Genomic DNA, 12,646 nt, shown 5'->3' with positions numbered 1-12,646 from the left:
GGTTAGTCTCAAGGCAAGAGGTACAGGACTCAATCTGACTGCGGCATTATGTCATCCATACACATCCTTCCTTGGTGGAAGACCAAGCCTCAGACCGCACCCATCGCATTGGGCAAAAACGCCCGGTGACAATTTATCGCTTAGTCGCAAAGAATACTATTGAAGAAAAAATTGTAGAATTGCATCACTACAAGCGAGATTTTGCAGACAGCCTATTGTCAGATGTTGATATAAGTAGGCAAGATTTCAACAGAAGTCTAGTTACAGTTGATTAGCGAAGGTTAAGCTGTCACAGGAAATAATGGACACTTTTGGATTCCTGAATTAGAGTTATTTACAGTAACCCCAGCGTGCTGATATATTAGCAGCTAAGTTACGTGAGCTAGGTGTTGACCCGGATGCGTAGGCGTAACCCGCATTTCGACTGCCTGCGCTCAGTGACCGTCGTAGACATCGCATAATCTAAAGAGATGCTGGGAATAATAATTTTGGAACATCAGTACCAAAAATTCCATGAAACAGCAAAAAAATCAATTCAGCCATCTTACTGCGATTGAAAGAAGTTATTTATCATTTCCGGCACAGTTTTTATTAAATCAAAACCTTCTCCAAGGCAAAATACTAGACTTTGGTTGTGGCTTTGGTAATGATGTTAAAATATTGCGCCAAAAAGGTTTTGATATTACAGCCTATGACCCTTATTATTTTCCAGAATATCCTCAAAATAAATTTGATACAATAATTTGTTTTTATGTTTTAAATGTTTTATTTGCCGAAGAACAAGCTAATGTTATTATGGAAGTATCACACTTGTTAAAACCCGACGGTAAAGCTTATTACACTGTAAGAAGAGATATCAAAAAAGAAGGTTTTCGAGAACATTATGTTCACAATAAACCTACCTATCAGTGTATTGTAAAACTTCCTTTCACTTCGGTGTATTTAGATGAAAATCGGGAATTATATAAGTATATTAAATATAATCATCAGCGAAATTCATCTAATCATTGTATATTCTGCAATCCTCATAAAAGTCTTAAACTCTTAACTGAATCAGCAACTGCTTATGCTATTTATGATGGCTATCCTATAAGTAAAGGACATGTTTTAGTTATTCCCAAACGTCATGTTAGCAATTATTTTGAACTACCATTTAAAGAACAATCTGCTTGCTGGTTTATGGTGAACAAAGTACAAACAATTCTCAAAACAGAATTTGAGCCTGATGGTTTTAATATAGGAATGAATATCAATCGAACCGCAGGTCAAAATATTATGCACGCCAGTATTCATATTATCCCTCGCTACAAAGGTGATACTGTTTATACTAAAAGTGGAATCAGGAATGTTATTCCTAAAAAGCAATAGTTTTTCTGTAATAATTCAGGAGTCATAATTATACTATAACTTCATTGATTCTCAAAATATTGTCTGCCGATATAGTGGTGAGGAGTTTGTATTGGCTTTACCTAGACTGATACAAGAGAAAGCATTTGGGTACGCTGATAAAATTCGGTTATTATTTCAATCTACACGGTTAGAATCTAGAGGTAAGGAAATATACACGACAGTTTCTGAAGTGGCTATGTTTCCAGATCATGGATAAATCACTGATGAGTTATTACAATTAGTAGATCAAGCGCTATATGCTGCTAAAAGAGACGGGCAAAATCACATCAAGGTGTGTAATCTAATTAATAAGTTGGCGTTGCATAATAGAGGGATGAATTGAGGTCATCTACTGTGCAATGTCCATACTGCGACTCTACTGAAATTAGAAAAAATGGTAAACGAAGAGGTAAACTTGCATCACATTTGTGTTAATTGTCGTCGTCAATTTATCGATGTTTATAGTCCACCAAAAGGTTACTCAAATTAAATCAAGCAAGAATGTTTAAGGTCATACGTCTTAGGCATGGGATTTCGAGCAATTGAGCGTGATAAAGGAGTTCACCATACAACCGTAATTTATTGGTTAAAACAAATAGGCGAAAAACTCCCCGACGTACCGCCAAGCAACGACATACCATCCGTTGGAGAATTAGATCAATTAGAAACCTTCATCGGTTCAAAAAAAACAAAGTCTGGTTGTGGACGGTAGTAAATCATTTTCATGAGGGTATCTTAGCTTGGGTAATAGGCGATAAGCCTACGACATGGCTTCGCTTACCGCAGCTCAGAAACATTTAAATTTTTGTGGAATATTGTTTCCTCTTGACAATGTTACTTCTACGTCACAGATGGTTGGAAGGTTTATCCTTGCTTCATTCACCCAGGAGACCATATCGTGAGCAAAACCTATATGACTAGGGTCGAGGATGAAAATACCCGCTTGCGCCATTATTTGGCAAGACTACACCGAAAAACACTCTGCTATTCTAAATCCGTAGATATGCTTAAATATTCAATCCAATTTTTACTTCAATATTTAAAGTATAAAGAAATATCCGTGTTTACATCAGTCATCCCGCATTTATCCAACGCCAATAAGTTTATAAAAAATACATAAATCTAACAATACCTAATTTTTAGGTTTCGTTGAAAATATTGCAAAATATTTCAGTTAAGCCAGATTATCTGGATCTATTCCCAGCGCTCTTAATTGTTCTATTAATTGTTGCACTCTTTGTTCTGCAACTTCAGCGCGTTGTGCATCTTGTTGAGCACGTTGTGTCTCTTGTTGAGCGCGTTGTGCTTCTTGTTGAGCGCGTTGTGTCTCTTGTTTTATTTGTTCTGCGGGCGTGAGGTACCGTTGTCCTTGCTCATCATACCAATACATCCATTCCCGCGTTACACCGCAATAATTTCCCTTTTCGCAACCAATTCCTAAGCCAATTTCTGGTAGCCAAACGGGGTTTCCTTCTTGCAATTCATACTTACCATTAACTAACTTATGTATTTCCAAATGCGGTTTGCGGCGACGACGAGACGAATAAATCACGTAATAAAGTACACCTAAAGCCTCATATTCATCCAATTTAGTAGTGTATTCCTTGCGATAATTTTGAGAAACTACTTCTAGCACGAAAATCGGTACAATGTTTTCATCCCACAGCACATAACTAGGACGCAGTTCCTCATCATAAAATCGCTCTACCCCCAAACTCAAAAACCCATCTGGCACAACGGGCGGTTTATCAGGATGATAATAAATACCCATATCTATGCCAAATAACCAGTCCATACGTTCTGACCAAAGTATCAGCAAGATCGCTTTCAGCAGGCCTGGTATCAATTCTTGCAGTTCATTATCCACAGGCGTTTCATCAGAGTCTGGTAGTTCTTCGGCTGAAGGCAAGTACCTTGGCAAGTTGTACTCTAACATGGCTGGTTTCCCCAAAACTCAAAGGATATTTGGCTCTATTTAACTCACCAGAATTATAGCGATTTCTCCCCTAGGGATGTCATTAGTAGTCTGTCTTATTGGTTACGAGGCGTGAACAAGTTTGTAGCCAGGACTTTAGTATTGGTTTTTTAAGCACTTAAATGCTTACTACAAATTTTCAAAATTAGCTTGACAAATTACGATTGTACTACTGTATATTAAACACTCTATTGACACTAATTAGCAGCTTTTAACTACTAGACAATGTTAAATCTGCCGGAATCATCAGCAATAAAATTTATTTTATGCCTAGTTCTAACTGTCACAATCTGATTATCTTGATGATGCAATGTTTTGCTTTGACTAAGGGATACCACCTGTGGTATTAAGAAACAGCCAACCTTAGACACATATAATAGTTACTGGCTCGTTTGGTGGTTGTGCAGAGCATTGCCTCAGCTAAAGTTTTAGCCCAGTCAAGAATACAGGCGTTTTTACCCCAACAAACAAGTTGCTTAATCTGATAAAATTTTGGTAACTCTTAACTATTAATAAATATATAGGTACTAAGTGCTATTCATGCTTTATATTTAGCGACAGGGTGGTGCAAACAGCCACTCATGTTCCAATAGTTAGGAGGCAGTACCCACCGAAAGCAACTTACGCTTTGATACCATCAGCACGCAGCGTAAGTAAAGGTTAGGTTGATATTAAAACGAATAATTTTTGCTGAATTGCGACGGATAAAGACTAAACTAAAAAGTCTTGTGCAGCAAAACCTGTAGCTTTAAATGAAGTAATCATGTCTAAGGTTCTTGTTTCAGATTCTATTGACCAAGCTGGAATTGACATTCTTTCGCAAGTTGCTACTGTTGATGTCAAAATAGGTCTAAAACCAGCAGAACTGAGCGAAATTATTGGTGAGTATGACGCGCTGATGATTCGCTCTAGTACACGCGTCACCCAAGAAATCATTGAAGCTGGCACTCAGCTAAAAATCATCGGTCGTGCTGGTGTGGGTGTGGATAATGTCGATGTTCCGGCTGCCACCCGCCGAGGAATTGTAGTAGTCAATTCTCCAGAGGGAAACACAATTGCCGCCGCTGAACATGCCCTAGCGATGATTTTGGCTTTGTCTCGCCATATCCCTGATGCAAACGCTTCGGTGAAACGCGGTGCGTGGGATCGTAATAGCTTTGTCGGCGCAGAAGTCTACAAAAAAACTCTTGGTGTTGTCGGTTTAGGGAAAATTGGCTCTCATGTTGCGGCTGTAGCTAAGACAATGGGGATGAAACTCCTAGCTTATGACCCTTTTATTTCTACAGACCGAGCTGAACAACTTGGCTGTCAGTTAGTAGAGCTAGATTTACTCTTCCAGCAAGCAGATTATATCACCCTACACATCCCGAAAACCCCAGAAACCACCCACTTAATCAATGCCACAACCCTGGCAAAAATGAAACCCACAGCCCGGATTATCAACTGCGCTCGTGGTGGGATCATTGATGAAGTAGCTTTAGCAGCAGCTCTAAAAGCAGGTAAAATCGGCGGTGCAGCCTTGGATGTGTTCGAGTCAGAACCACTGGGTGAATCTGAATTGCGATCCCTAGGTAAAGAAATCATCCTCACCCCCCACTTGGGAGCGTCTACTGCAGAAGCTCAAGTGAATGTGGCTATTGATGTTGCCGAACAAATTCGGGATGTACTTTTAGGACTACCAGCGCGTTCAGCTGTCAACATTCCCGGACTCGGCCCCGATGTGTTGGAAGAACTTAAACCCTACATGCAACTAGCAGAAACTCTAGGTAATCTGGTGGGACAGCTAGCTGGCGGACGGGTGGAAGTACTCAATATTCGACTACAAGGGGAACTCGCGACCAACAAAAGTCAACCTTTGGTAGTTGCTGCCCTAAAAGGTTTACTTTACCAAGCTTTGCGGGAACGAGTAAATTACGTAAATGCCAGCATAGAAGCCAAAGAACGCGGAATTAGGGTAATTGAAACCCGGGATGCTTCGATTCGAGACTATGCCGGTACACTTCATTTAGAAGCCACGGGTACTTTAGGTACTCATTCTGTTACAGGCGCTTTATTAGGTGAGCGGGAAATCCACTTAACTGATGTTGACGGTTTCCCGATTAACGTCCCACCCAGCAAATATATGCTGTTTACTCTGCACCGCGATATGCCAGGGATTATCGGCAAACTTGGTTCCCTACTTGGCAGTTTTAATGTAAATATTGCCAGTATGCAAGTAGGTCGTAAAATCGTCCGTGGTGATGCCGTAATGGCTCTGAGTATAGATGACCCTTTACCAGAGGGCATTTTGGATGAAATTATAAAAGTCCCTGGTATTCGGGACGCATATACAGTAACACTTTAGGAGTCAGGAGTCAGGAACCAGGAGTTAGAAGAAATAATTCCTCCTGACTCCTGAATTCTGACTCGTGTTAGCGGATAGCTATGGTTTAGCCCATTCTGAATTATGGCAAACACCTGGTGGGAACTACAGATTTTATGTGAGCCAGACCTTGAAGATTCAATCTTTTGGCGACTGGAAGATTTTGGCTGTCGGGGAACAGCTAGTGAAAATAAAGGAAATTCATCTTTAGTCAGGGCCTACTTATCAACAATTCAAACGCAGTTGCTAGATTTGGCAGCACTATCGCTGTGGCTGCGTCAAGATGCTCTCTGTGTAGGTGTTTCATCTCCCACACTGCAATGGCAGTTAATTGATGAGGAAGATTGGGCGACTAGCTGGAAACAATATTGGCATCCGCAGGAAATAGGCGATCGCTTCCTAATCAACCCAGCTTGGCTACCATTACCAGAAACAACAGAACGGTTAGTGATTCGTCTTGACCCTGGTGTAGCATTTGGTACGGGCAACCATGCCACGACTCAACTATGTTTGGAATCCCTGGAAATGCGGCTGAGTGAGGTTCCTAAGTCATTTGTGGGTAATAGTGGCAAACATGAACATCTGGTAATTGCGGATATTGGCTGTGGTTCTGGTATCCTTTCCATTGGGGCGCTGCTACTGGGAGCAGAGAAAGTCTATGCAGTAGATACTGACCCTTTAGCGGTGCAATCAACTATCAGCAATGGTGCGCTGAATAATATCAGTCCAGAACGTTTACTAGCAGCACAGGGAAGTGTAGACGTTTTGACAAAACTAATTGAGAAACCAGTAGATGGTATTGTTTGCAATATTTTGGCTCATGTAATTATTGAATTAATTCCAGAAATGAGTGCGATCGCTAAACCTGAGACTTGGGCAATCTTCAGTGGTATTTTACTAGAACAATCTAAAGGTGTTGCTGATGCCTTAGAACATAATGGTTGGGTGGTTGCTACCCTGTGGAAACGAAAAGAATGGTGTTGCTTGAATGTACGGCGTTCTTAACTCAGTAGGTAGTAATCTGTCAATAAATAATTGATGGATAGATTCCCTGTAGAGACGGCGATTTATCGCGTCTCTATAACCATCAAAATGAATTTGACAGACCACTAGTTCACAAATGGAGTTAACAACAGCAATTATTTCAATATTAGTGATGTCTCCAATAATTTCAAAATTCAAGTAAGCATTACTCCTAGTAAATATTGCAACAAAGAACTTTTAATCATAACCCACCGTCAGCCTTTGATTAACTAACTCAGCCGCTAAATGTATCGCTGCTTTCATACTCGTAGCATCAGCAATTCCCTTACCTGCAATATCAAATGCTGTTCCATGATCCGGTGAAGTCCGAACGAAAGGAAGACCAATAGAAGTATTAACTGCCCGATCAAACGCCATCAGCTTCACAGGAATTAAGCCTTGGTCGTGGTAAAGTGCTAAGTAGGCATCAGCAGGATTTTCTACTAAAGAATTTCCATACCAAGCTTGACCAGGTTTAACCCACATCGTATCTGGTGGTATTGGCCCATCTAGCTGTAATTGTGGTCTATTTTGCCGCTCTTGCTCCAACCAGGGAATTAACCAATCCTGTTCTTCATGTCCAAGTTGTCCCTGTTCACCACTGTGGGGATTCAAACCTGCGATCGCAATTCTCCCATTTTTTATCCCAAAATCTTTTTCCAAACACTCCACCAGCAAATCCAATTTCTGTGTCAACAACTGCGGTGTCAATCTATCAGCCACTTGACATAAAGGAATATGTGTGGTAGCTAGTAAAGCGCGGAGTGTCCAATTTGTATGGGGCGATCGCGCCACAAATAACATCCCAAAACGGTCAACACCTGACTTTTGCGCCAAAAGTTCCGTTTGTCCTGGATAATTATAACCGGCGGCTTTCCAAGCAGATTTAGCGATCGGCCCTGTGACAATACCATCAAATTTACCAGCAAGTGTTTGAGCGATCGCACATTGCATATACGCAAAACTAGCCGCACCACTGACCGCATTACCTGTTTTAGCGATAATTTCACCTTTAATTTCCCCATCCAACTGCACATCAATAACTGACAACTCGTCTGGATTTGCCAAAGGTGCTAAATTCTTGATTAAATTTAGTTTGTGATAAATCTGTGCCAGCAAATCCCGGTTTCCCACCACTGTAATGTCATATTTTTTACTAATTTCCGGTTCTGCTAAAGCTTTCAAAATGACCTCCGGCCCAATTCCCGCCGGATCTCCCAACGTCAACGCCAGACGTGGGCAATTCTTTTTACTAAAATTCACTAAATTATCTAGATTATTTTGATACATAAAATCTCTTCATAATAATTATCATTAAACTTTTTTCTATCCCCCTGTTCTCCCGTTTTACAGCAGGGATTGCCTCCCAAACGAGTAGGGATTACTTGCTAAACTGGTTTAAGATTATTTACACAGGTCTAATCCTACAGCAACAATTCAAAAGCTTCTGTTAGACCTAGTTTACACACACTAATTTGCATAAGGAGAATCACACCAATGGGCGGCGAAATTTTGAATGCAGCTCTATTGTCCTTCGGTTTAATCTTCGTAGGCTGGGGTTTAGGCGCGTTGTTACTAAAAATTCAAGGCACAGAAGAATAATCCCTACGGTAATAGGCTCTCGTGAGGGAAGAGGTTATCCTCTGCCTTGAAAAGTTCTGTTCGCCCCAAGCTGGCGTTGATACTTTTCGCTAATAACTGGGAAAAAGCCTGTCCGGTAAACGGACAGCTATTTTCCCATGAGTCTGTCCATAACAAACGATTTTCTTAGAAAAGATGTAAACTTTTGTTTGCATAGGTTATTCTGATAACATTCTTTTCATAAAACATTAAAATTTATTACAACCCTCATGACATTATTAATCGTCGGTGCCACTGGCACCTTAGGAAGACAAGTGGCTCGTCGTGCAATCGATGAGGGATATAAAGTACGCTGTCTTGTGCGAAGCAGTAAAAAAGCAGCTTTTCTCAAAGAATGGGGTGCAGAACTCGTACCGGGAAATTTACGTTACCCCGATACTTTAGCTGAAGCTTTAGTTGGTGTTACCCAAGTTATTGATGCATCAACATCTCGTCCTACAGATTCATTGAGTATCAAACAAGTGGACTGGGACGGCAAAGTAGCACTGATTCAAGCAGCAAAAGCAGCAGGTGTAGAGCGTTTTATCTTCTTTTCGATATTAGATGCTGATAAATACCCAGAAGTGCCGTTAATGGAAATTAAGCGGTGTACAGAACTCTTCCTAGCTGAGTCTGGCTTGAATTATACCATCTTGCGGCTAGCTGGGTTTATGCAAGGATTAATCGGTCAATATGGAATTCCCATTTTGGAATCACAGCCAGTTTGGGTAACTGGTAATTCTTCTCCCATCGCCTATATGGATACTCAGGACATTGCTAAGTTCGCAATCCGTGCATTGAGTGTACCCGAAACGCAAAACCAAGCTTTTCCTGTAGTTGGGACTCGTGCCTGGAGTGCAGAAGAAATCATCAACCTGTGCGAACGTTTATCTGGAAAAGACGCCAGAGTAACGCGGATGCCAATAACCTTGCTGCGTGCTGTGCGGGGCTTAATGCGGTTCTTTCAGTGGGGATGGAACATAGCAGACAGGCTAGCATTTACAGAAGTATTGGCTAGTGGTAAACAGTTAAATGCTTCAATGGATGAAGTATACACAGTTTTTGGCTTAGATTCGCAACAAACCACAACCCTAGAAAGCTATCTACAAGAGTACTTCAGTCGAATAATGAAGAAACTCAAAGAGTTAGACTATGAGAAAAACAAAAATAAAAAGCAGAAATCTAAAAAAACTCCTTTTAAACAGTCTTCAAAAGCCAATAGTCAATAGTCATTACAAAACAGACATTAGTCATAAAAAACTCCACGCCACAAGTGGCGTAGAATTTTTGGGCATGGTGCATGGAGAAAAAACTACGTGTTTGCCCAATACCCTGCTTGGCCTAAGCGACGAGGGAACAACCTCGTTTACCCACGGAGTGCATAGCAAGACAAAGTCCGGGGATGGAGTTTCCCGTCGCTTTTAATGAAAGTCTAGACTCTGGATATTTGACTCTAGATTAATGACTACATGACCAAAATGTGTAAGGATTACATAATACAGAGCATCGCCTAAACTTGGATATTTGAGTGTGCCGAAAGCAGGCATTATCTACAATGACGTTAAACCGATAGCCGGCCGTGTCGCTATCGAGTTGAAAGACAAGCTAACCGCAGCCGGTTGGGATGTGTGTGTCACATCGAGTATCGGTGGAATATTGGGCTACTCTAACCCGGAGAGTCCTGTATGCCACACCCCCATTGACGGTCTAACGCCCCCTGGTTTTGACTCGGATATGGAGTTTGCAGTGGTGTTAGGGGGAGACGGCACTGTTTTAGCAGCGTCTCGTCAGGTAGCCCCCTGTGGTATTCCACTGCTAACAGTGAACACCGGCCACATGGGATTTTTGACCGAAACCTTCCTGAATCAATTGCCGCAAGCCTTAGAACAGGTAATGGCGGGTGAGTATGAAATTGAAGAACGAGCCATGCTCACCGTCAAAGTGTTTCGAGAAGAAGCAGTGCTGTGGGAAGCCCTCTGCTTGAATGAAATGGTTCTGCACCGCGAACCTTTGACCTCTATGTGCCATTTTGAAATCGCCATAGGGCGTCATGCGCCAGTAGATATTGCCGCAGATGGTGTGATTGTTTCTACACCTACTGGTTCTACAGCTTACTCGTTAAGTGCTGGTGGCCCAGTTGTGACCCCTGGTGTACCTGCTTTACAGCTAGTACCCATTTGTCCCCATTCCCTAGCTTCTAGAGCATTAGTATTTCCAGACACTGAATCGGTCAACATTTACCCAGTCAACATTCCTCGGCTGGTGATGGTGGTGGATGGTAATGGAGGTTGCTATGTACTACCAGAAGATAGAGTATATATGGAGCGATCGCAATATAGTGTGCGATTTATACGCCTGCAACCGCCTGAGTTTTTCCGAATTCTCCGAGAAAAATTAGGTTGGGGTTTACCACATATCGCTAAACCAACTTCGGTAGAATTGCCATAGGGATTGGGGATTGAGGATTAGGCATAGAAAAGAGGAAAGACTTGTTATAAGCTGTCCCCCTGTCTACTTGTCTCCTCATTCCCCATGCCCCATTTACTAATTCCTTCCAAAATTACTGATGTAGAAATGGTATTTGGAGTTAGTTATTAAGATTGCATCCAAGAATTAGATGGCTGACACCTGAACGTGCTAAAAGATTCTTAGCAGCGTGTCAAATTAGGATTGCTCCATCACTAAAAACTCGTAATTGCATTTTATAACTGATGTAAAGATTTTCTCTGGAATATCTTTACAATCCCAAATCCAATATCCCAAATTGTTATGACAGTTGCTCCAAGTAGTCCCTGTGTTTTGGTGATTGAAACCGATGAGAGCCTAGCAAATCAGCTTTCTTGCGATTTGCTAGAAGCCGGCTATGAATCAATTTTGGCTCATGATGCAACCAGTGGTTTGCAACACTGTCATGATCGCCAGCCTGCTTTAATTGTTTTAGACCGGATGCTAGCAGGAGAATCAGGACTCTCATTGTGCAAAAATCTCAGAAGCACTGGTATGCGATCGCCTGTATTGATTTTAATGGCAAGGGATACAGTCGATGATCGTGTAGCTTGTCTAGAAGCAGGAGCGGATGACTACATCCTCAAGCCTTATCGCTCAGAAGACTTTTTGAAGTTGATTCGGCTCTACTTAAAACCTGATGTGGATACCACCGAACAGTTACGCTTTGGGGATCTGATTTTAGATATAGCAACTCGCCGTGCCATACATAGCGGACGAGCAATTGATTTAACAATGAAAGAATTTGAGCTATTAAAATTCTTAATGGAACATCCGCGTGAAGTGCTAACCCGCGAACAAATTTTAGAAAATGTTTGGGGTTACGACTTTCTGGGTGAATCCAATGTAATTGAAGTATACATCCGCTACTTACGGTTAAAAATTGAAGATGAAGGACAAAAGCGCCTCATTCAAACAGTACGCGGTGTAGGGTACGTTTTGAGAGAATCCTAGTATACGGTGATCGAAGTTTACAAGAGAAGGCAAAGACCAAAGGTGAGAACTTGCAACAAGTCTTTCCCCCTGTCCTCTGCCTCCTGTACCCCTGAAGGAATGAATAAAAGCTGTGAGTTTTTTAGCTTAAATTCTGTAAAATTAAAATCTAAATTACAAAATCAAAAAGAATTATGACTCATCGACTAAGTTTGCTTTCAATGTTGCTGAGTATTTTACTGATGGGCTGTTCCGTGCCAACAACAGCTAAACCTCCCAGCCCCACATCTGATTCTCAAACTCCAGCACCAGAGAATTTAGGTCAAAAATTACCAATTTCTGCTAAAGCCATTGTTCCTAATGGCACAATGATTAACTTAGAAGTGGCCCAGACACAACAACAGCAAGCAATGGGGTTGATGTATCGACCAGCTTTGCCAGATGACCGAGGGATGTTGTTTGGGTTCCCTTCACCACAACCAGTTAGTTTCTGGATGAAGAATGTACCTGTGGCCTTGGATATGGTATTTTTACAAAACGGAGTCGTTAAATATATTCAGGCTGCTGCACCTCCTTGTGCAAGTGAGCCTTGTCCTACCTATGGTCCCAATACACCAATCAATCAGGTTATTGAACTTCGCTCTGGAAGGGCTGCCGAGTTGAAGTTGAAAGTGGGCGATATTGTCAAAATTGAGCCTTGAGATTTCTGTGCTTTGTAGGAATAAAGATTTGGATGGTTGCTCTGTTCAGAGTCTATACTATCGGAATATATATTTTTTTTGTAAAAAATGGCACTTCTTGTGGAAAAAAATCATCTGTAACGCTACTATTTAAAAACT

At 41.4% G+C, this 12,646-nt stretch carries 10 protein-coding genes and 2 pseudogenes; 10 read left to right on the top strand and 2 right to left on the bottom strand.

Features of this window, described 5'->3' with window-relative positions; genetic code table 11:
* Nucleotide 1: 1 nt before the first annotated feature.
* The 3 genes and pseudogenes from V7L20_RS12035 to V7L20_RS12025 form a co-directional block, all read left to right on the top strand.
* A pseudogene (locus tag V7L20_RS12035) lies at nucleotides 2-261 on the top strand (hypothetical protein); the annotation flags it as partial.
* A gap of 252 nt (nucleotides 262-513) precedes the next feature.
* The gene (locus tag V7L20_RS12030) at nucleotides 514-1,368 is read left to right on the top strand and encodes an HIT family protein (protein ID WP_334744300.1); all 855 of its coding nucleotides are present in this window, start codon (nucleotides 514-516) and stop codon (nucleotides 1,366-1,368) included.
* Between the two features lie 375 nt (nucleotides 1,369-1,743).
* Nucleotides 1,744-2,509 (top strand): annotated as a pseudogene (locus tag V7L20_RS12025) (IS1 family transposase).
* Between the two features lie 54 nt (nucleotides 2,510-2,563).
* Here the strand turns inward: V7L20_RS12025 and V7L20_RS12020 are convergent.
* On the bottom strand, nucleotides 2,564-3,325 hold the full coding sequence (locus V7L20_RS12020) for a Uma2 family endonuclease (protein ID WP_334744299.1): 762 nt from the start codon (nucleotides 3,323-3,325) through the stop codon (nucleotides 2,564-2,566).
* Nucleotides 3,326-4,127: 802 nt separating this feature from the next.
* Here V7L20_RS12020 and serA point away from each other — a divergent pair.
* A complete protein-coding gene (gene serA / locus V7L20_RS12015) occupies nucleotides 4,128-5,708 on the top strand; it encodes a phosphoglycerate dehydrogenase (protein ID WP_334744298.1) in 1,581 nt (526 codons plus the stop codon).
* 102 nt (nucleotides 5,709-5,810) lie between these two features.
* Complete coding sequence (gene prmA, locus V7L20_RS12010; RefSeq protein WP_334744297.1) at nucleotides 5,811-6,731, top strand: 50S ribosomal protein L11 methyltransferase; 921 nt, start codon at nucleotides 5,811-5,813, stop codon at nucleotides 6,729-6,731.
* 216 nt (nucleotides 6,732-6,947) lie between these two features.
* Here the strand turns inward: prmA and pdxA are convergent, their stop codons facing one another.
* Nucleotides 6,948-8,039, bottom strand: a complete 1,092-nt coding sequence (pdxA, locus tag V7L20_RS12005; protein WP_334744296.1) for a 4-hydroxythreonine-4-phosphate dehydrogenase PdxA — start codon at nucleotides 8,037-8,039, stop codon at nucleotides 6,948-6,950.
* A 207-nt stretch (nucleotides 8,040-8,246) separates the two neighbouring features.
* Between pdxA and petM the strand changes: the two genes are divergently transcribed.
* The 5 genes from petM (at nucleotide 8,247) to V7L20_RS11980 (ending at nucleotide 12,508) form a co-directional block, all read left to right on the top strand.
* Complete coding sequence (petM, locus tag V7L20_RS12000; protein WP_094344256.1) at nucleotides 8,247-8,351, top strand: cytochrome b6-f complex subunit PetM; 105 nt, start codon at nucleotides 8,247-8,249, stop codon at nucleotides 8,349-8,351.
* 248 nt (nucleotides 8,352-8,599) lie between these two features.
* Nucleotides 8,600-9,598, top strand: a complete 999-nt coding sequence (locus tag V7L20_RS11995; RefSeq protein ID WP_334744295.1) for an SDR family oxidoreductase — start codon at nucleotides 8,600-8,602, stop codon at nucleotides 9,596-9,598.
* A gap of 301 nt (nucleotides 9,599-9,899) precedes the next feature.
* Entirely contained in the window at nucleotides 9,900-10,817 is a 918-nt protein-coding gene (locus V7L20_RS11990) for an NAD(+) kinase (RefSeq protein ID WP_334744294.1), read from the top strand.
* A 321-nt stretch (nucleotides 10,818-11,138) separates the two neighbouring features.
* On the top strand, nucleotides 11,139-11,828 hold the full coding sequence (gene nblR / locus V7L20_RS11985; RefSeq protein ID WP_334744293.1) for a response regulator transcription factor NblR: 690 nt from the start codon (nucleotides 11,139-11,141) through the stop codon (nucleotides 11,826-11,828).
* Nucleotides 11,829-12,001: 173 nt separating this feature from the next.
* Nucleotides 12,002-12,508, top strand: coding sequence for a DUF192 domain-containing protein (locus V7L20_RS11980; RefSeq protein ID WP_334744292.1), 507 nt, complete (start codon nucleotides 12,002-12,004; stop codon nucleotides 12,506-12,508).
* The last annotated feature ends 138 nt before the right edge of the window (nucleotides 12,509-12,646 follow it).

The organism is Nostoc sp. (assembly GCF_036916735.1).
Taxonomy (GTDB): Bacteria; Cyanobacteriota; Cyanobacteriia; order Cyanobacteriales; family Nostocaceae; genus Nostoc.
This window is presented reverse-complemented; position numbering and strand designations above follow the sequence as displayed.